The sequence below is a fragment of the Lelliottia sp. WB101 genome (assembly GCF_003051885.1).
In the GTDB taxonomy this organism is placed as follows: domain Bacteria; phylum Pseudomonadota; class Gammaproteobacteria; order Enterobacterales; family Enterobacteriaceae; genus Enterobacter; species Enterobacter nimipressuralis.
Genome location: NZ_CP028520.1, coordinates 3907331 through 3927640, shown reverse-complemented (window position 1 = coordinate 3927640; position 20310 = coordinate 3907331). Strand labels below are relative to the sequence as shown.

Sequence of the window (20310 nt, the reverse complement as noted above, 5' to 3'; positions counted from 1 at the left end):
TTTATGAGTGAATTTTCCCAGACAGTCCCCGAACTGGTTGCCTGGGCCAGGAAAAACGATTTCTCCATCTCGCTGCCGGTAGACAGGCTCTCTTTCCTGCTGGCGGTCGCCACACTTAACGGCGAACGTCTGGATGGAGAAATGAGCGAGGGTGAACTGGTGGATGCGTTCCGCCATGTCAGTGATGCGTTTGAGCAAACCAGCGAAACCATTAGCGTGCGTGCCAACAACGCGATCAACGAGATGGTGCGTCAACGTCTGCTGAACCGCTTTACAAGCGAACAGGCGGAAGGAAACGCCATCTATCGTCTGACACCGCTGGGCATCGGCATTACGGACTATTACATCCGTCAGCGCGAATTCTCCACGCTGCGCCTCTCTATGCAGCTGTCGATCGTGGCGGGCGAGCTTAAACGGGCGGCGGATGCTGCGGACGAAAATGGGGATGAATTCCACTGGCATCGAAATGTCTACGCGCCGCTGAAATACTCGGTGGCCGAAATTTTCGACAGTATCGATCTCACCCAGCGTCTGATGGACGAGCAGCAGCAGCAGGTGAAAGACGATATCGCACAGCTGCTGAATAAAGACTGGCGTGCGGCGATCTCCAGCTGTGAGCTGCTGTTGTCTGAAACGTCCGGGACCCTGCGAGAGCTGCAGGACACGCTGGAAGCTGCAGGGGATAAACTCCAGGCGAATCTGCTGCGCATCCAGGATGCGACGCTGGCGCATGACGATCTGCATTTTGTCGATCGCCTGGTCTTCGATTTGCAAAGCAAACTCGACCGTATTATCAGCTGGGGACAGCAGTCGATCGATCTGTGGATCGGCTATGACCGCCACGTGCATAAATTCATCCGTACCGCCATCGACATGGACAAGAACCGCGTGTTCGCCCAGCGTCTGCGTCAGTCGGTACAAAGCTATTTCGATGCGCCATGGGCGCTGATCTACGCCAACGCCGATCGTCTGCTGGATATGCGCGACGAAGAGATGGCGCTGCGTGACGAAGAGGTCACCGGCGAACTGCCGCCGGATCTGGAGTTTGAAGAATTCAACGAAATTCGTGAGCAACTTGCCGCGATGATCGAAGAACAGCTGGCTGTCTACAAAACCAGACAAGTGCCGCTGGATCTCGGCCTCGTGGTGCGCGACTATCTGGTGCAATACCCGCGTGCGCGCCATTTTGATATCGCCCGCATCGTCGTCGACCAGGCCGTTCGCCTGGGCGTCGCGCAAGCAGATTTCACCGGACTGCCGCCGAAGTGGCAGCCGATTAACGATTACGGAGCCAAGGTACAGGCGCATGTCATTGACAAATATTGAACAAGTGATGCCAGTTAAACTGGCCCAGGCGCTGGCAAATCCGTTATTTCCGGCGCTGGACAGCCAGCTGCGTGCCGGTCGTCACATTGGTCTTGACGAGCTGGATAATCACGCTTTTCTAATGGACTTCCAGGAGTATCTGGAAGAGTTTTATGCCCGTTACAACGTTGAGTTGATCCGCGCGCCAGAAGGCTTTTTCTACCTGCGCCCGCGCTCCACGACGCTGATCCCACGCTCTGTGCTGTCTGAGCTGGACATGATGGTGGGCAAAATTCTTTGCTATCTCTACCTCAGCCCGGAACGTCTGGCCAACGAAGGCATCTTCACCCAGCAAGAGCTGTATGACGAGCTGTTGAGCCTCGCAGACGAAGGCAAGCTGCTTAAGCTTGTGAACAACCGTTCCACCGGGTCGGATCTTGACCGCCAGAAGTTACAGGAAAAAGTGCGCTCTTCCCTGAACCGCCTGCGCCGTCTGGGGATGGTCTGGTTTATGGGCCACGACAGCAGCAAATTCCGCATTACCGAATCCGTGTTCCGCTTTGGCGCTGATGTGCGCACTGGCGATGACCCGCGTGAAGCGCAGCTGCGCATGATCCGCGACGGTGAAGCCATGCCAATCGAAAATAATTTGCAGCTCAATGATGAGAATGAAGAGAGTCAGCCGGATAGCGGGGAGGAAGAGTAATGATTGAACGCGGTAAATTTCGTTCGCTAACGCTGGTTAACTGGAACGGTTTCTTTGCCCGAACCTTCGATCTGGATGAGCTGGTCACCACGCTCTCCGGCGGTAACGGGGCGGGTAAATCCACCACCATGGCAGCGTTCGTCACGGCGCTGATCCCTGATTTGACGCTGCTGCACTTCCGTAATACCACCGAAGCGGGCGCGACGAGCGGGTCTCGCGATAAAGGTCTGCACGGTAAGCTGAAGGCGGGCGTCTGTTATTCGGTGCTGGATGTGATCAACTCCCGCCACCAGCGTGTGGTGGTCGGTGTTCGCCTGCAACAAATTGCGGGCCGCGACCGTAAAGTCGATATCAAACCTTTCGCCATCCAGGGGCTGCCAACGTCGGTACAACCGACGTCGCTGTTGACGGAAACCCTTAACGATCGTCAGGCGCGCGTGCTGCCGCTGAATGAACTGAAAGAAAAGCTCGAAGCGATTGAAGGCGTCCAGTTTAAACAGTTCAACTCGATCACTGATTATCACTCGCTAATGTTCGATCTGGGCGTTGTCGCGCGTCGTCTGCGCACCGCGTCGGACCGCAGCAAATACTATCGCCTGATTGAAGCCTCCCTGTACGGCGGGATTTCCAGCGCCATCACCCGCTCCCTGCGCGACTACCTGTTGCCGGAAAACAGCGGCGTGCGTAAAGCCTTCCAGGACATGGAAGCGGCGCTGCGTGAAAACCGCATGACGCTGGAAGCGATTCGCGTCACCCAGTCTGACCGCGATCTGTTTAAACATCTGATCAGCGAAGCGACCAACTACGTGGCGGCGGACTACATGCGTCACGCCAACGAGCGTCGCATTCATCTGGATAAAGCGCTGGAGTACCGCCGCGAGCTGTTTACCTCTCGCAAGCAGCTGGTGGCTGAGCAGTACAAACACGTTGAGATGGCCCGCGAGCTAGGCGAACACAACGGTGCCGAAGGCGATCTGGAAGCCGATTATCAGGCGGCCAGCGATCATCTGAATCTGGTGCAAACTGCCCTGCGTCAGCAGGAGAAAATCGAGCGCTATGAAGCCGATCTCGATGAGCTGCAGATCCGTCTCGAAGAGCAAAACGAAGTGGTGGCAGAAGCCGCCGATATGCAGGAAGAGAAAGAGGCGCGCGCCGAGGCCGCCGAGCTGGAAGTGGATGAGCTGAAAAACCAGCTGGCCGACTACCAGCAGGCTCTCGATGTTCAGCAAACCCGCGCCATCCAGTACACCCAGGCATTACAGGCGCTGCAACGCGCGAAAGAGCTGTGCCATCTTCCGGACTTGACGCCGGATAGTGCCGACGAGTGGCTGGAGACCTTCCAGGCAAAAGAACAGGAAGCGACGGAGAAATTGCTCTCCCTCGATCAGAAAATGAGCGTGGCGCAGGCCGCGCACAGTCAGTTCGAACAGGCATATCAGCTGGTTGCGGCGATCAACGGCCCGCTGGCGCGCAGTGATGCCTGGGAAGTGGCGCGCGACTTGCTGCGCGATGGCGTCAATCAGCGCCATCTGGCGGAGCAGGTTCAGCCGCTGCGTATGCGTCTGAACGAGCTGGAACAGCGTCTGCGTGAACAGCAAGAGGCGGAACGCCTGCTGGCCGAATTCTGCAAGCGCCAGGGTAAGCATGTCGATATCGACGATCTGGAAACGCTGCATCAGGAACTGGAAGCGCGTATCGCGTCTCTGTCTGACAGCGTCTCCAGCGCGAGCGAGCAGCGCATGGTTCTGCGCCAGGAGCTGGAACAGCTGCAGTCCCGCACTCAGACGCTGCTGCGACGTGCGCCAGTCTGGCTGGCCGCGCAAAGCAGCCTGAACCAGCTGAGCGAGCAGTGTGGTGAAGAGTTCGAGTCTAGCTCAGAAGTAACCGAATACCTGCAACAGCTGCTTGAGCGCGAGCGCGAAGCCATTGTTGAGCGTGACGAAATCGGCGCGCGTAAAAATGCCGTCGATGAAGAGATTGAACGTTTAAGTCAGCCAGGCGGCGCGGAAGATTCGCGTCTTAATGCGCTGGCGGAACGTTTTGGTGGCGTGCTGCTGTCCGAAATTTATGACGACGTCAGCCTTGAAGATGCGCCGTATTACTCTGCGCTGTATGGCCCGTCCCGTCATGCGATCGTCGTGCCGGATTTATCGCTGATTGCTGATCAACTGGAAGGGCTGGAAGAGTGTCCGGAGGATCTCTATCTGATCGAAGGGGATCCGCAGTCCTTCGATGACAGCGTGTTCAGCGTCGATGAACTGGAAAAAGCGGTGGTCGTGAAAGTTGCCGATCGCCAGTGGCGTTATTCTCGCTTCCCGACGCTGCCGATCTTTGGTCGCGCCGCGCGTGAAAACCGCATTGAAAACCTGCATGCCGAACGTGAAACCCTGTCTGAACGCTTTGCGACCCTGTCGTTTGACGTGCAGAAAACCCAGCGTTTGCACCAGGCCTTCAGCCGCTTTATCGGCAGCCACGTTGCGGTTGCCTTTGAGCCGGATCCAGAAGCCGAGATCCGCAAACTCAATACCCGTCGCGGCGAACTTGAGCGCGCCCTGAGCAATCATGAAAATGATAATCAGCAGAGCCGCGTACAGTTTGAACAGGCGAAAGAGGGCGTTGCCGCCCTGAACCGTATCCTGCCGCGTCTGAATCTGCTGGGTGACGAAACCCTCGCCGATCGCGTGGATGAAATTCAGGAACGCCTGGATGAAGCTCAGGAAGCCGCGCGCTTTGTCCAGCAGCACGGCAATCAGCTCGCAAAACTGGAGCCTGTGCTGTCGGTTCTGCAAAGCGATCCGGAACAGTATGAACAGCTGAAAGAAGATTATGCGTACTCCCAGCAGGTGCAGCGTGATGCGCGCCAGCAGGCGTTCGCACTGACCGAAGTGGTGCAGCGTCGCGCGCACTTTGGTTATAGCGACTCGGCCGAAATGCTGAGTGGCAACAGTGATTTGAACGAAAAACTGCGCCAGCGTCTGGAGCAGGCAGAAGCAGAACGTAGCCGCAGCCGCGATGCGCTGCGCAGCCACGCCGCACAGCTGAGTCAGTACAATCAGGTGCTGGCATCGCTGAAAAGCTCCTTCGACACCAAGAAAGAGCTGCTCACCGATCTGCATAAAGAGCTGCAGGATATCGGTGTTCGCGCGGACAGCGGGGCGGAAGAGCGTGCGCGCATTCGCCGCGATGAGTTGCACAGCCAGCTGAGCAACAACCGTTCACGCCGTCACCAGCTGGAAAAAGCCCTGACACTGTGCGAAGCGGAGATGGATAACCTGACCCGTCGCCTGCGTAAGCTGGAACGCGATTACCACGAGATGCGCGAGCAGGTCGTGACCGCCAAGGCGGGCTGGTGTGCGGTGATGCGCATGGTGAAAGACAATGGCGTCGAGCGTCGTCTGCACCGTCGCGAGCTGGCCTATCTCTCTGGCGATGAGCTGCGTTCGATGTCGGATAAAGCGTTGGGTGCTCTGCGTCTTGCGGTGGCGGATAACGAACATCTGCGCGATGTGCTGCGTATGTCTGAAGATCCAAAACGTCCTGAGCGCAAAATTCAGTTCTTCGTGGCGGTTTATCAGCATCTGCGTGAACGTATTCGTCAGGACATCATTCGCACAGACGATCCGGTCGAAGCGATCGAACAGATGGAGATCGAACTGGGTCGCCTGACAGAAGAGCTGACCTCCCGCGAACAGAAGCTGGCCATCAGCTCTCGCAGCGTGGCGAACATTATTCGCAAAACGATCCAGCGCGAGCAGAACCGTATCCGGATGCTCAACCAGGGTCTGCAGAGTGTGTCGTTCGGCCAGGTGAACAGCGTTCGTCTGAACGTTAACGTCCGTGAAGCGCACGCCACGCTGCTGGATGTGCTCTCTGAGCAGCACGAGCAGCATCAGGATCTGTTTAACAGCAACCGTCTCAGCTTCTCCGAAGCGCTGGCGAAACTGTATCAGCGCCTGAATCCGCAGATTGATATGGGCCAGCGTACGCCGCAAACCATTGGTGAGGAGCTGCTGGATTACCGTAACTATCTGGAAATGGAAGTTGAGGTTAACCGTGGTTCTGACGGCTGGCTGCGTGCAGAATCCGGCGCACTTTCTACCGGCGAAGCGATCGGTACCGGGATGTCGATTCTGGTGATGGTCGTGCAAAGCTGGGAAGATGAAGCGCGCCGCCTGCGTGGCAAGGATATCTCGCCGTGTCGCCTGCTGTTCCTCGATGAGGCCGCGCGTCTGGATGCCCGTTCAATCGCGACGCTGTTCGAGCTGTGCGACCGTCTGGATATGCAGCTGATTATCGCGGCACCTGAGAACATCAGTCCGGAAAAAGGCACCACGTACAAACTGGTGCGTAAAGTGTTTAATAATACCGAACATGTTCACGTCGTGGGGCTGCGCGGTTTCGCGCCGCAGCCGCCGGAGTCGTTACCGGGTACGGCTGACGCGTCTTAACGCGTTTTGATAAAAAGGGCGGCACACAGGTGCTGCCCTTTTTATTTGCTTAACTTGCGCTCAGGGCTGCGTTATCTTTAAACTTCTTTACATAAGGCAAGGCAGTAGCGTCTATGCCTTTCTATACTGAAGAAAAGCCCCGGTGTTGTGGGCAGGTCGTAAAGCAAACAGGGGGCAAGGGATGTTGCTAAAGAAAATTCATGGTCGTCAGCTGTCCGCACTCAGTGTGTGCCTGACGTTAATATTCGCTCCACTGTTTAATGCCCAGGCTGATGAGCCTGAAGTGGTTCCTGTCGACAGTTCGGCGACGATGGGCGCACAACCCACTTCGCTGCTGCAACCACTGGAACAATCTTCCGCGACCGCCATTATGGCAGGTATCAAAACGCTGCCTGCGGATGTGGATACGCAAGCCGTGCGCCAGCAGCTGCAATCCGGACTGCCGTCCGGCTACACGCCCGCCTATCTTAATCAGTTGACCTTACTGTATGCCGCGCGCGAGATGAAACCGATGTGGGACGATCGCGATGCGGTACGTGCTTTCCAGCAGCAGCTGGCGGAAGTGGCTATCGCCGGTTTCCAGCCGCAGTTTACCGCGTGGGTTGAGCTTCTGACTGACCCGACGGTGACGGGGATGGCGCGCGACGTAGTTCTTTCTGATGCCATGATGGGCTATCTGCAGTTTGTGGCGGGTATTCCGGTCAATGGCACTCGCTGGCTGTACAGCGAAAAACCTTACAAGCTGGCGACACCCGCACTCTCTGTGATCAACCAGTGGCAAGTGTCGCTGGATAAGAGCACGCTTGTGCGCTTTATCGCCAGTCTGGCACCGGCCCATCCGCAATATGCCACCATGCATCAATCGTTGCTGCAACTGGTGGCGGATACACGCCCATGGCCGCAGCTGCGTGGCACCACTACGCTGCGTCCAGGACAGTGGAGCAGTGATGTTCCTGCGCTGCGCGAAATTCTTCGCCGCTCTGGTGAGGCCGATGCAGGGCCGAAAATTGCGCTGCCAGGCGACGACCCGCAAAGCGTAGTGGTCAGCCCATCAGCGCCTGTACAGAAGAAAAAATCTGCCGTTCCGGCCGATAAACCTGCTGCCTATGACCGCGAACTGGTTGCTGCAGTAAAAGCGTTCCAGACGGCTCAGGGCCTGGGGGCTGACGGGGTCATTGGACAGTCAACGCGCGACTGGCTGAACGTATCACCGGCGCAGCGCGCAGGCGTACTGGCCCTGAATATTCAGCGTTTACGCCTGCTTCCAGGAACCCTTTCTACCGGAATTATGGTGAACATACCGGCCTATTCGCTGGTTTATTACCAGAATGGCAGCGAAGTGCTGGCCTCCAGAGTCATTGTCGGACGACCGGATCGTAAAACGCCGATGATGAGCAGCGCGCTGAACAACGTGGTGGTGAATCCGCCGTGGAACGTCCCGCCGACGCTTGCGCGCAAAGATATTCTGCCGAAGTTGTGGAATGACCCGGGTTATCTCGAACGCCACGGTTATACGGTGATGCGCGGCTGGAACAGCAATCAGGCCATTGATCCGTATCAGGTCGACTGGTCGACGATTACGGCGTCAAACCTGCCTTTCCGCTTCCAGCAGGCTCCGGGTGAGCGTAACTCGCTTGGCCGCTATAAATTTAATATGCCAAGTTCCGATGCAATCTATCTGCACGACACGCCCAACCACAACCTGTTCCAGAAAGATACGCGCGCGCTGAGTTCTGGCTGTGTTCGCGTAAATAAGGCCTCCGAACTGGCGAATATGTTGTTGGGTGACGCAGGCTGGAACAACACGCGGATATCTGATGCGCTGAAAGAAGGGAATACACGCTACGTGAATATTCGGCAAAACATTCCGGTCAATCTTTACTATCTGACGGCGTTTGTTGGTGCTGATGGACGTACCCAATATCGTACAGATATTTACAATTACGATCTCACCGCGCGATCTGGCGCACAAATTTTGCCAAAAGCCGAACAATTAATCAGGTAAATGAAGTAGTTCGGGAAAAATGATTGTCGTAAGTTATGGTAGAGAAGGGGCTATATCGCTGTAAGCCCCGTATCTACTGGGGTTGGGTGCCTTGACGTTGGCTGTTCTGGCGGTTATGGTGCCCTTCGTGCGCTAAGCATATTTACGATAACATTGACCTGTAGACCTGATTATCATGGACAAATTTGACGCTAATCGCCGCAAGCTGCTGGCGTTAGGTGGTGTTGCGCTGGGCGCAGCGGCCATCTTACCGACGCCAGCATTTGCCACCCTCTCGACACCACGTCCGCGTATTTTAACGCTCAACAATCTTCACACTGGTGAGACGTTAAAAGCGGAGTTTTTCGATGGCAGAGGCTATATTCAGGATGAATTAGCAAGACTCAACCATTTTTTCCGTGATTACCGCGCGAATAAAATAAAAGCCATCGACCCAGGATTATTTGATCAGCTTTTCCGCCTCCAGGGCCTGCTCGGAACCCGCAAGCCGGTGCAACTCGTTTCCGGTTATCGCTCTATTGATACCAATAACGAACTGCGCGCCCATAGCCGTGGGGTAGCCAAAAAAAGCTATCACACCAAAGGACAGGCGATGGACTTTCATATTGAAGGCGTTTCATTAGCCAATATTCGCAAAGCTGCGTTATCTATGCGCGCAGGTGGTGTAGGATATTATCCACGTAGCAACTTTGTGCATATTGATACCGGGCCAACACGGCACTGGTAATAATGAAGGAGCAGTATGAACTATCGTATTATTCCGGTGACTGCGTTCGCCCAGAACTGTTCATTAATCTGGTGTGAACAAACCAAACTGGCCGCGCTTGTCGATCCCGGCGGAGATGCTGAGAAGATCAAGCAGGAAGTCGACGCGTCCGGCGTGACGCTGATGCAGATTTTGCTGACCCATGGTCACCTCGACCATGTGGGGGCTGCGGCAGAGCTGGCACAACATTACGGTGTGCCAGTCATTGGACCGGAAAAAGAAGATGAGTTCTGGCTGCAGGGCTTGCCTGCCCAAAGCCGTATGTTTGGTCTCGATGAGTGTCAGCCTCTGACGCCCGATCGCTGGCTGAACGAAGGCGAGAGCGTTAACGTCGGAAACGTGACGCTACAGGTGTTGCATTGCCCGGGCCATACGCCGGGGCACATCGTCTTCTTTGACGATCAATCGCGTTTGCTCGTCTCGGGTGACGTGATTTTCAAAGGCGGCGTAGGACGCAGCGACTTCCCGCGCGGCGACCACGGTCAGTTGATTCAGTCGATTAAACAGAAGTTATTGCCGTTAGGTGATGATGTGACGTTTATTCCAGGCCATGGCCCACTGTCGACGTTAGGATATGAGCGGGTGCACAACCCGTTCCTGCAAGATGAAATGCCTGTCTGGTAAACCCCATTAAAAAAGCCTGCTATCAGCAGGCTTTTTTGTCACTACAAGTACCGATTTTACAGTACAGCGACAATCGCTTCGCACAGCGGTGCCATGTTGTCTGGCGTCATTCCCGCGACGTTCACACGTCCAGAAGCGACAGCATACACACCAAACTCTTCGCGCAGACGCAGAACCTGTTCTTTGGTCAGGCCGCTAAACGAGAACATACCGTTCTGTTTGATGATGAAGCTGAAGTCACGATCCGCCCCTTTTTCTGCCAGCGTGTTCACAAACAGCAGACGCATGCGCTGGATACGTTGACGCATGTCATTCAGCTCTTGTTCCCAGATGGCGCGCAGGGCGTCATTGCTGAGGATGGTTGCTACGACAGACGCACCGTGTGCCGGTGGGTTGGAGTAGTTAGCACGAATCACCGATTTCATCTGGCTGAACGCACGATCAACGGTTTGCTCATCGGCTGCCACCAGCGTACAGGCGCCTACACGCTCATTGTACAGACCAAAGTTCTTGGAATAGGAGCTGGCGACGATCAGTTCCTGATGAACAGCAGCAAAGGCGCGCAGGCCCTCTGCATCTTCTTCGAGACCGCGAGCAAAGCCCTGGTAGGCGAAGTCGAAGAGCGGCAGCCAGCCTTTTTCTACAGACAGTTTTGCCAGCTGTTCCCACTGTTCCAGCGTCGGATCGATACCGGTTGGGTTGTGGCAGCAGCCATGGAACAGCACCACGTCACCCGCCTGTGCTTCGTTCAGGCTGGAGAGAAGGCCGTCAAAGTCGAGCGTATGGTTTGCCGCGTCATAATAAGCATATTCACGCACTTCCAGCCCCGCAGAGTTAAACACGCTCTTGTGGTTCGGCCAGCTTGGGTTGCTCACCCAAACGCGCTTCACAGCGGTGTTTTTCGCGAGGAAATCCGCCGCGACGCGTAATGCGCCGGTACCGCCAGGCGTCTGGGCTGTGCGGGCACGCTTATCGCTAACAATCGTGCTGCCTTTTCCAAACAGCAGCTCCTGAGTGCAGCGACCAAATTCCGGGATACCGTCGATACCGAGGTAGTTTTTGGTGTTTTCGTTTTCCAGCAGATACTGCTCAGCTTTTTTAACGCTGGTCAGGACCGGAGTCTTGCCGGTTTCATCTTTATAGACACCAATACCCAGGTTGATTTTTCCAGGGCGGTCATCGGCACGAAACAGATCGGCCAGGCCCAGAATAGGGTCGGCAGGGGCGGCGGTAATGTTCTCAAACATGACGAGGTTCCATTGTGATTACAGAAGTGAAATCCGCTATCAGGTTAACGGTAGATTTACAAAATGCCAACCGTTTGCGACGAAAAGCGTGCGCCTTTTCAAAAGTCGCTACTTTTTGCTTTCAGCCATAAAAAAAACAGGACCGAAGTCCTGTTTTTAAGGCATTTAGCAGAGAGGGCTGCTTATTAGAACTGGTAAGTCACACCAACAGTTGCCTGGTTGTCTGAACCAACCCAGCTTGTCGCTGCGTCTTCGTCATCCAGCAGGTTGAAGCGGTAGTCACCGTATACGTTGAAGTTTTTGTTGAAGTAGTAAGTTGCGCCAGTGGTGATGTATTTCGCCAGGTCACGGTCGCCGATACCGTTCAGGTCTTTGCCTTTTGACTGAACGTAAGAAACGGAAGGACGCAGACCGAAGTCGAACTGGTACTGTGCAATCACTTCGAAGTTCTGAGTTTTGTTAGCAACGTTGAAAACATCGCCATCAGCATCTGGGGTATTAGAACCGGTGCTATTGCCCAGGATGCTCATGTTGCGAGTTTCAGCATACACGGTTGCCAGGTAGAGGTTATTAGCGTCATATTTCGCGCCAACAGCCCAGGATTCAGCCTGGTCACCTTTACCGTCTTGTTTTTGCTCCAGAGTACGGTTTGCAGTGCTGTACGCACCGATCAGACCGAAGCCTTCACCGAACTCGTAACCCAGAGACAGGCCAACGCCATCGCCGTTTGCTTTGCGCAGATCGTTGTCGCGGTCGTTTTTACCCTGATACTGAACACCGAAGCTCAAGCCATCAACCAGACCGAAGAAGTTGCTGTTACGGTAGGTCAGCAGGCCAGTAGAACGGCTGGTCATGAAGTTATCAGTGTATGCGCCACCCCAGGTCTCGCCGGAGAAAGATGGAGCCATATCGGTGTAAGACTCGACATCGTAAACGATACCGTAGTTACGACCATAGTCCAGGGAACCTGCTTCAGATACTTTGATACCTGCGAATGCCAGACGGGTCACGTTAGTCTGATCGCCTTCCGCAGCGCCAGCGCGAGCACGGTATTCCCACTGACCGTAACCAGTTACTTGATCGTTAACCTGAGTTTCACCTTTGAAGCCAATCTGGCCATAAGAGGAGTCAGCGTTTTTGTGTTCACCGGAAGTGGTGAAACCATGTTCGCCAACAACCTTACCGTAGAAGTCCAGTTTGTTGCCGTTTTTGTTATAGATTTCTGCAGCGTTTGCTGCACCGGCTACCAGCAGGGCAGGGATAACCACTGCCAGGATATTGCGCTTCATCATTATTTATTACCCTCATTGGTTTTTTTATGACACTCGCCACTGCCCACAATAAATTCTGTCAATAAATATTTCCGGAACTATTGATGAGAGTTTGGTGTCTTTATGTATCTGACAGGCATCTTTCCATTCATATAACCGTTTCGCTAGCCTGAAAGTGCTACAAAGATAAAGATTGAGTAACAAAAAGAAATTATGTGTAACTAAATGTGTATTATTCGGAACTTTGTGAAGCACCTCAAATTTCGGAACTGATTGCTGAATAAAAACACTAACCCATTCCTATATATATGAATTGCTTATATTTAATTTTGATAAAGGCTTTTCGTATCAACAGAAGTTAAACAATGCACTTTTTCTTATTGTATACATTAGCCATCCAGAGGGCTGTGTAAGTGGGTATTTTTTGTGCTAAAGCACGCAAAGGTAATAAGACGCAATAAGAATGTGGTTTATTTTTTGTTCGTAGATATTTCATGGAAATAAAACGTAACAGGTGGAATATTTGGCGGGGTTGCACTTTGAAGATACTGACTTTCAACTGACATAAACTGACAGTACAGAATAAAATAACGGCCAGCAGTTGCTGGCCGTTATTAATTATGAGGATTAGAAACTGGCGTTACGCGGAGTACGTGGGAATGGAATCACGTCACGCACGTTCTGAACGCCGGTGACGTATGCAATCAGACGTTCAAAGCCCAGACCGAAGCCTGAGTGCGGCACGGTGCCATAACGGCGCAGGTCGCGATACCAGCTGTAATCCGCTGGATTAAGGCCCATCTCTTCCATACGCGCGTCCAGTACGTCCAGACGCTCTTCACGCTGAGAGCCACCGATGATTTCACCGATGCCCGGCGCCAGCACATCCATCGCTGCCACGGTCTTACCGTCTTCGTTAAGGCGCATGTAGAAGGCCTTAATGTCTTTCGGATAGTTTTTCACGACCACCGGTGCTTTGAAGTGTTTCTCAGCCAGGTAGCGTTCGTGTTCAGAAGATAAATCCACGCCCCAGTAAACCGGGTTCTCGAATTTCTCACCGCATTTTTCCAGGATCGCTACCGCGTCGGTGTAATCGACCTGCGCGAAGTCCGCAGAGACGAAACGCTCCAGACGGGCAACCGCATCGCTGTCGACACGCTCGGCGAAGAATTTCATGTCGTCTGCACGCTCTTCCAGAACCGCTTTGAAGACATACTTCAGCATCGCTTCTGCCAGGGCGGCCGCGTCATTCAGATCGGCAAACGCCACTTCCGGCTCCAGCATCCAGAACTCCGCCAGGTGGCGGCTGGTGTTGGAGTTTTCAGCACGGAAGGTTGGGCCGAAGGTGTAGATTTTTGACAGGGCGCAGGCGTAGGTTTCGCCGTTAAGCTGGCCGGATACGGTCAGGAACGCCTCTTTACCGAAGAAGTCCTGGTCGAAATCCACTTTGCCTTCTGGTGTGCGCGGCAGATTTTCCAGATCCAGCGTAGAAACGCGGAACATTTCGCCCGCACCTTCGGTATCGGACGCGGTGATCAGCGGCGTGGAGACCCAGAAGTAACCCTGCTCGTCGAAGAAGCGGTGCAGCGCTTGCGCCAGCGTGTGACGAACGCGTGCGACGGCACCAATCATGTTGGTACGCGGGCGCAGGTGAGCCACTTCACGCAGATATTCGATGCTGTGGCGTTTTGCCGCCATTGGATAGGTGTCTGGATCTTCAACCCAGCCGGTCACTTCAACAGACGTTGCCTGGATTTCAAAGCTCTGACCCTGGCCTGGAGACGCAACCACGACACCCGTCACGATAACGGAACAGCCGGTGGTCAGGCGCAGAACTTCGTCATTGTAATTGGGCAGAGAATTATTAATAACGGCCTGTACAGGATCAAAGCAGGAACCGTCATAGACGGCAAGGAAGGAGATGCCAGCTTTAGAATCTCGGCGAGTACGCACCCATCCGCGCACGGTGACTTCTTGGTCAACGGCGACGCGGCCCTGGAGTACGTCGGCTACAGGCACAACGCTCATAATATTCTCTCTGTTAATAGTCGGAAAAAATAGACACTTGTTCACCCTTATAGGGGGATATCTATGTTACCTGGCATCCGCCATCAGACAAGCAGATTTCGCAGAGAAAAGAGAGAAATTAGTAAAAATTTGGACGGGGGGCCGATAAGCCCCCCTGAAGAGGATTAACTGGCTTTCTTAATCTGTGGCAGATCGAAGGCTTTACGCAGTGCGCGCACGAAGGCTTTATCGTGGCAGATGGTTTTACCCGGGCTATCAGAGAGCTTGGCGACCGGCTTGCCGTTACATTCCACCAGTTTGATGACGATATTCAGCGGTTTTACCTGCGGGATATCGCACGTCAGGCGGGTGCCGATGCCAAAGCTGAGGTTAACCCTGGAGGAGAACTGGCGGTAAAGATCGACCGCTTTTGTCAGATCCAGATTGTCGGAAAAGACCAGCACTTTGGTGAGCGGATCGATGCCGAGCTTCTGATAATGGGCGATTGCTTTCTCACCCCATTCAACCGGATCCCCGGAGTCATGGCGCAGACCCTGATAGCGATTGGCAAATTCCGGGCCGAAATCGCGCAGGAATGCATCCATGGTAATACAGTCGGTGAGGGCAATACCCAGCTGATCGGGATACTCATCAAGCCATGCGGCGAGCGCCGCGCGCTGGCTGGTGGCAAGATCGGGGCTAATCTGCTGATGCGCCTGGAACCACTCGTGAGCCTGCGTGCCCATCGGCGTCAGATTACGGCGACGCGCCAAATCATAGTTGCTGGTTCCGACAAACCACGGCTCTTGCTGCAGACGTTCCACAATCGCCTGCTGCACTTCGCGGGAGAAACGACGGCGCGTGCCGAAATCCATCAGTCGGAAACGGGACATATCAATCGATTCTGTCATCTGGTGGAAATCAACCAGCTTGCTTTCCAGCGTCGCCAGCGCCTGTTCAACGCTCGCTTCGGGAGAACGGTAGCGGTGCACAATCTCGCTTATCACCGCCAGCAGCGGCACTTCCCACATGATCACTTCACGCCACGGGCCGGCGAGGCGAATGTGCAGCCTGCCATTATTGTTGGTGACGGTAACCTGTTCGGGGTTGTAGCGGAAATCGCGCAGCCAGTTGAGATAGTCGGCTTTGAAGAAAGGGAGACCAGAGAGCCACTGGTATTCGTCGTCCTGAAGAGTCAGATGCTGCATGGCATCGACCTGTTCACGGATGGTATCAGCGTAAATACCGAGCAGGTCATCACCGCGGCAGCGAAATTCAGCCGCTACCTCTACATCATAGTAATGGTGAAAAACGGCTTGCTGCATATGCAGTTTATACGCATCGGTATCCAGCAGTGTATGCAGAACAGGGGAAGCGAATTGAGTCATAGGTGCGCAGTAGCATCCTCTCACGGGAGCGTTTAGTACAATAAACAACTATTGAAACCGCTGGAGTATACCTTGTTTAGCGATTTATTGAACCCCGATCACAACATAAGCTGCCGTTATGGTCGAGGGCATTTCGTGCCCCGTGTTATACAAATGTAGCAAAAATGGTTTTTCCGCCTGAAAAGATGAACATTCTGCGTAGCGCGTTTTACACAACAGGAATAGACTGGATTCGTTATTCGACAAACGATGCATAAGGTTTTCTATGACACAACAGCCACAAGCCAAATACCGCCACGACTACCGTGCGCCGGAATACCTGATTAGCGATATCGATCTGACTTTTGACCTGGATGCCACCAAAACCGTTGTCACGGCCGTAAGCCAGGTCACACGCCAAAGTGCGACGGCTGTTCCGCTGCGTCTCGATGGCGAAGACCTGACGCTGGTCTCAGTCCACGTGAACGACGAAGCCTGGTCTGACTATAAAGAAGAAGAGAACCAGCTGGTCATCAACAATCTGCCAGAGCGTTTCTCCCTGCGCATCGTGACTGAAATCAGCCCGGCGTCCAATACGGCGCTGGAAGGCCTGTATCAGTCAGGCGTGGCGCTTTGCACCCAGTGCGAAGCCGAAGGTTTCCGCCATATGACCTGGTATCTGGACCGCCCGGACGTTCTGGCGCGTTTCACCACCAAGATCATTGCCGATAAAAAGCGTTATCCGTATTTGCTCTCCAACGGTAACCGTGTGGGGCAGGGCGAGCTGGAAAATGGCCGTCACTGGACACAGTGGCAGGATCCGTTCCCGAAACCTTGCTACCTGTTTGCCCTGGTCGCGGGTGATTTCGACGTGCTGCGCGATACCTTCAAAACCCGTTCCGGTCGCGACGTCGCGCTGGAGCTGTTTGTCGATCGTGGCAACCTTGACCGCGCGCCGTGGGCGATGACGTCCCTGATTAACTCTATGAAGTGGGACGAAGAGCGTTTCGGCCTGGAGTACGATCTCGACATCTATATGATCGTCGCCGTCGACTTCTTTAATATGGGCGCGATGGAGAACAAAGGCCTGAACGTCTTTAACTCCAAATATGTGCTGGCCCGTACCGACACCGCCACCGATAAAGATTACCTCGATATCGAACGCGTGATTGGTCACGAGTATTTCCACAACTGGACCGGGAACCGCGTCACCTGCCGCGACTGGTTCCAGCTGAGCCTGAAAGAGGGGCTGACCGTGTTCCGCGATCAGGAGTTTAGCTCCGATCTGGGATCACGCGCCGTCAACCGCATCAGCAATGTGCGCACCATGCGCGGCCTGCAGTTTGCCGAAGACGCCAGCCCAATGGCGCACCCGATTCGCCCTGACAAAGTGATTGAGATGAACAACTTCTACACCCTGACGGTGTACGAGAAAGGTTCTGAAATCATTCGTATGATCCACACCCTGCTCGGCGAAGAGAACTTCCAGAAAGGGATGCAGCTCTATTTCGAACGCCACGACGGCAGCGCGGCGACGTGTGACGATTTCGTGCAGGCGATGGAAGATGCGTCCAACGTCGACCTGTCGCATTTCCGCCGCTGGTACAGCCAGGCCGGTACGCCGATTGTCAGCGTTAAAGATGACTACAATCCGGAAACCGAACAGTACACCCTGACCATCAGCCAGCGCACGCCGCCGACAGCTGAGCAGGAAGAGAAGCACCCGCTGCACATTCCGTTTAGCATCGAGCTGTACGATAACGAAGGCAACGTGATCCCGCTGCAGAAGGGCGGTCATCCGGTGCATCACGTGCTGAACGTGACCCAGGCAGAACAGACCTTTATCTTTGATAACGTTTACTTCCAGCCGGTTCCGGCGCTGCTGTGCGAATTCTCCGCACCGGTGAAACTGGAATATAAGTGGAGCGATCAACAGCTCACCTTCCTGATGCGTCATGCGCGCAACGATTTCTCCCGCTGGGATGCGGCGCAGAGTCTGCTGGCGACCTACATCAAACTGAATGTGAACCGTCATCAACAGGGCCAGCCGCTGTCGCTCCCGGTTCACGTTGCCGATGCGTTCCGCGCTATTCTGCTGGATGAGAAAATCGATCCGGCGCTGGCCGCAGAGATCCTGACGCTGCCGTCCGCGAGCGAAATCGCCGAGCTGTTCGAGATTATCGATCCCATCGCCATTACCGCCGTGCGTGAAGCCCTGACCCGCACGCTGGCGACCGAACTGGCCGATGAATTCCTGGCCATTTACAACGCCAACAAGCTTGACGAATACCGTGTGGAACACGCGGATATCGGCAAGCGTTCCCTGCGTAACACCTGTCTGCGCTATCTGGCATTCGGTGAAACGGAACTGGCGAACACGCTTGTCAGTAAGCAGTATCACGAAGCCGATAACATGACCGACGCCTTAGCGGCCCTGGCGGCGAGCGTGGCGGCAGAGCTGCCGTGCCGTGATGCGCTGATGCAAGAGTACGATGATAAGTGGCATCAGGACGGCCTGGTGATGGATAAGTGGTTTATCCTGCAAGCCACCAGCCCTGCAGCGGATGTGCTGAGCCAGGTACGCAATCTGCTCAAACACCGCTCTTTCACCATGAGCAACCCGAACCGCGTGCGTTCCCTGATTGGCGCGTTTGCCAGCAGCAACCCGGCGGCCTTCCATGCGGAAGACGGCAGCGGTTATCAGTTTATGGTGGAAATGCTGACTGAGCTCAACAGCCGTAACCCGCAGGTGGCATCGCGTCTGATTGAGCCGCTGATCCGCCTGAAACGTTACGACGCAGCGCGTCAGGCGAAAATGCGTGCTGCGCTTGAGCAGTTAAAAGGGCTGGAAAATCTGTCGGGCGATCTGTTCGAGAAGATTACGAAGGCGCTGGCCTGACGTTAATGCCAGGTAGCACTGGTAAGTAAAAACAAAACGGCAACGCAAGTTGCCGTTCTTTATGGGTTTAACCGTTTTCTGCGGGAGAGGCTTTCAAGCATTGCCTTCTTTATGCATGACGCCGGGCCTTCTCTTCAGTTGCCCCACGCTTCATCACTCTCTCCAGCACTTCTGCTTCCAGCTCTGCCAGCCTTACAGAACCGAGCCGTCGTGGACGGGGAATATCCACCGCCAGATCCAGGCCGATTTTGCCTTCTTCAATTAACAGCACCCGATCCGCCATCGCCACGGCTTCACTCACATCATGCGTCACCAGCAGTACGGTAAAACCGTGCTCCTGCCACAGGGAGGCGATCAGATCCTGCATTTCGATGCGCGTCAGGGCATCAAGCGCCCCGAGCGGTTCGTCCAGCAGCAGCAGGCCTGGCCGATGGATCAACGCGCGCGCCAGTGCCACACGCTGTTTTTGGCCGCCGGAGAGGGCAGCAGGCCACTCGTCCGCACGGTTTTCGAGGCCGACGGCGCGCAGCGCCTGACGTGCGTTATCCCGCCAGTTACCTTTCAGCCCCAGCCCCACGTTGTCGATAACCGTTTTCCACGGCAGCAGGCGCGCATCCTGAAACATCATGCGGGTATCGTCCTGAATATCCGCCAACGGCGTATTGCCCGCCAGCAATTCTCCGCCGTTCGGTGCCTCCAGCCCGGCAAGCAGCCGCAGCAGGGTGCTTTTGCCCCCGCCGCTGCGCCCGACAACCGCAACAAATTGTCCGGCAGGGACATGCAGATCCAGCGCGTTCAGGATAGTGTTATCGCCGTAGCGTTTGGTGACACCGTTAAGCAGCAGCGGTGTCCCCTGAGTTAAACGAGCCGTATTCATGCGTTTGCCTCCTTCGTGGAATAGGCCGGGTTCCAGCGCAGCCAGCTTCGCTCAAGCCACTGGGCACTGACGTCGGCGAGTTTGCCGAGCAGGGCGTAAAGAATGATGGCCACCACCACCACGTCGGTTTGCAAAAATTCGCGGGCGTTCATCGCCAGATAGCCGATCCCGGAGTTGGCCGAGATGGTCTCCGCCACAATCAGTGTCAGCCACATCAGACCGAGGGCGAAACGCACGCCGACCATAATCGATGGCAGCGCGCCCGGCAGGATCACATGGACAAACAGCGCAAAGCCGGACAATCCGTAACTGCGCGCCATCTCCAGCAGCCCACGATCGATATTACGAATGCCGTGCCAGGTGTTGATGTAAATCGGGAACAGCGTACCGAGGGCCACCAGGAAAATCTTGGCGCTCTCGTCGATGCCAAACCACAGAATCACCAGCGGGATTAATGCTAAATGCGGGACGTTACGCAGCATCTGAATTGACGTATCCAGCAAACGCTCGCCCCAGCGGGAGAGGCCGCTGATAAGCCCCAGCGTCAGGCCAATCGAGCCGCCGATTGAAAAGCCTATTAGCGCACGCCAGGAGCTGATCGCCAGATGCTGCCACAGCTCACCGCTCGAACTGAGCGACCAGAACGCCTCCACCACGCCCTCCGGAGAGGGCAGAATACGGCTCGACAACCATCCCACGGACGAGGCGATTTGCCAGACAATCACAATGCCGACGGGCAGAAACCAGGGGGCCAGACGCAGCAGCCATTTTTGGGATGGATTTGCCAT

Annotated in this window: 13 protein-coding genes; 7 read left to right on the top strand and 6 right to left on the bottom strand. The window is 55.0% G+C overall.

Going from position 1 to position 20310, the window contains the following annotated elements; all coding sequences use genetic code 11:
• The first annotated feature begins 3 nt into the window (after window positions 1-3).
• The 6 genes from mukF (at window position 4) to DAI21_RS19095 (ending at window position 9854) form a co-directional block, all read left to right on the top strand.
• Window positions 4-1326 carry a chromosome partition protein MukF gene (mukF, locus tag DAI21_RS19125; RefSeq protein WP_107703932.1) on the top strand — a complete coding sequence of 441 codons (1323 nt, stop codon included), beginning with the start codon at window positions 4-6 and terminating at the stop codon, window positions 1324-1326.
• On the top strand, window positions 1307-2011 hold the full coding sequence (mukE, locus tag DAI21_RS19120; protein ID WP_100776987.1) for a chromosome partition protein MukE: 705 nt from the start codon (window positions 1307-1309) through the stop codon (window positions 2009-2011). Before mukF ends, mukE begins: the two co-directional genes overlap by 20 nt.
• A complete protein-coding gene (gene mukB / locus DAI21_RS19115; protein ID WP_100776986.1) occupies window positions 2011-6459 on the top strand; it encodes a chromosome partition protein MukB in 4449 nt (1482 codons plus the stop codon). Before mukE ends, mukB begins: the two co-directional genes overlap by 1 nt.
• Before the next feature lie 181 nt (window positions 6460-6640).
• Window positions 6641-8464 (top strand): L,D-transpeptidase, encoded by a 1824-nt coding sequence (gene ldtD, locus DAI21_RS19110; protein ID WP_107703931.1) that lies wholly within the window; start codon window positions 6641-6643, stop codon window positions 8462-8464.
• A gap of 175 nt (window positions 8465-8639) precedes the next feature.
• The gene (locus tag DAI21_RS19100; RefSeq protein WP_181827572.1) at window positions 8640-9191 is read left to right on the top strand and encodes a YcbK family protein; all 552 of its coding nucleotides are present in this window, start codon (window positions 8640-8642) and stop codon (window positions 9189-9191) included.
• 15 nt (window positions 9192-9206) lie between these two features.
• Complete coding sequence (locus DAI21_RS19095) at window positions 9207-9854, top strand: MBL fold metallo-hydrolase (protein WP_100776983.1); 648 nt, start codon at window positions 9207-9209, stop codon at window positions 9852-9854.
• Window positions 9855-9910: 56 nt separating this feature from the next.
• On the opposite strand, the gene DAI21_RS19090 is transcribed toward DAI21_RS19095, so the two are convergent.
• From DAI21_RS19090 to pncB, 4 genes are all read right to left on the bottom strand, one after another.
• Window positions 9911-11101 (bottom strand): amino acid aminotransferase, encoded by a 1191-nt coding sequence (locus DAI21_RS19090; protein WP_100776982.1) that lies wholly within the window; start codon window positions 11099-11101, stop codon window positions 9911-9913.
• Between the two features lie 185 nt (window positions 11102-11286).
• Window positions 11287-12393 (bottom strand): porin, encoded by a 1107-nt coding sequence (locus tag DAI21_RS19085; RefSeq protein ID WP_107703930.1) that lies wholly within the window; start codon window positions 12391-12393, stop codon window positions 11287-11289.
• Between the two features lie 606 nt (window positions 12394-12999).
• On the bottom strand, window positions 13000-14400 hold the full coding sequence (asnS, locus tag DAI21_RS19070; protein WP_100776978.1) for an asparagine--tRNA ligase: 1401 nt from the start codon (window positions 14398-14400) through the stop codon (window positions 13000-13002).
• A gap of 164 nt (window positions 14401-14564) precedes the next feature.
• The gene (pncB, locus tag DAI21_RS19065; protein ID WP_102105764.1) at window positions 14565-15767 is read right to left on the bottom strand and encodes a nicotinate phosphoribosyltransferase; all 1203 of its coding nucleotides are present in this window, start codon (window positions 15765-15767) and stop codon (window positions 14565-14567) included.
• 265 nt (window positions 15768-16032) lie between these two features.
• Between pncB and pepN the strand changes: the two genes are divergently transcribed.
• Window positions 16033-18645: an aminopeptidase N gene (pepN, locus tag DAI21_RS19060; RefSeq protein ID WP_107703928.1), complete on the top strand. Its 2613-nt coding sequence runs from the start codon at window positions 16033-16035 to the stop codon at window positions 18643-18645.
• A 109-nt stretch (window positions 18646-18754) separates the two neighbouring features.
• Here the strand turns inward: pepN and ssuB are convergent, their stop codons facing one another.
• Window positions 18755-19522 (bottom strand): aliphatic sulfonates ABC transporter ATP-binding protein, encoded by a 768-nt coding sequence (gene ssuB, locus DAI21_RS19055; RefSeq protein ID WP_107703927.1) that lies wholly within the window; start codon window positions 19520-19522, stop codon window positions 18755-18757.
• Entirely contained in the window at window positions 19519-20310 is a 792-nt protein-coding gene (gene ssuC / locus DAI21_RS19050) for an aliphatic sulfonate ABC transporter permease SsuC (protein WP_107703926.1), read from the bottom strand. Before ssuC ends, ssuB begins: the two co-directional genes overlap by 4 nt.

What these genes read in the sequence shown, in the direction of transcription:
- mukF (WP_107703932.1), top strand. Translation starts at nt 4, where the DNA reads ATGAGTGAATTTTCCCAGACAGTCCCCGAACTGGTTGCCTGGGCCAGG.
- mukE (WP_100776987.1), top strand. Translation starts at nt 1,307, where the DNA reads ATGTCATTGACAAATATTGAACAAGTGATGCCAGTTAAACTGGCCCAG.
- mukB (WP_100776986.1), top strand. Translation starts at nt 2,011, where the DNA reads ATGATTGAACGCGGTAAATTTCGTTCGCTAACGCTGGTTAACTGGAAC.
- ldtD (WP_107703931.1), top strand. Translation starts at nt 6,641, where the DNA reads ATGTTGCTAAAGAAAATTCATGGTCGTCAGCTGTCCGCACTCAGTGTG.
- DAI21_RS19100 (WP_181827572.1), top strand. Translation starts at nt 8,640, where the DNA reads ATGGACAAATTTGACGCTAATCGCCGCAAGCTGCTGGCGTTAGGTGGT.
- DAI21_RS19095 (WP_100776983.1), top strand. Translation starts at nt 9,207, where the DNA reads ATGAACTATCGTATTATTCCGGTGACTGCGTTCGCCCAGAACTGTTCA.
- DAI21_RS19090 (WP_100776982.1), bottom strand. Translation starts at nt 11,101, where the DNA reads ATGTTTGAGAACATTACCGCCGCCCCTGCCGACCCTATTCTGGGCCTG.
- DAI21_RS19085 (WP_107703930.1), bottom strand. Translation starts at nt 12,393, where the DNA reads ATGATGAAGCGCAATATCCTGGCAGTGGTTATCCCTGCCCTGCTGGTA.
- asnS (WP_100776978.1), bottom strand. Translation starts at nt 14,400, where the DNA reads ATGAGCGTTGTGCCTGTAGCCGACGTACTCCAGGGCCGCGTCGCCGTT.
- pncB (WP_102105764.1), bottom strand. Translation starts at nt 15,767, where the DNA reads ATGACTCAATTCGCTTCCCCTGTTCTGCATACACTGCTGGATACCGAT.
- pepN (WP_107703928.1), top strand. Translation starts at nt 16,033, where the DNA reads ATGACACAACAGCCACAAGCCAAATACCGCCACGACTACCGTGCGCCG.
- ssuB (WP_107703927.1), bottom strand. Translation starts at nt 19,522, where the DNA reads ATGAATACGGCTCGTTTAACTCAGGGGACACCGCTGCTGCTTAACGGT.
- ssuC (WP_107703926.1), bottom strand. Translation starts at nt 20,310, where the DNA reads ATGGCAAATCCATCCCAAAAATGGCTGCTGCGTCTGGCCCCCTGGTTT.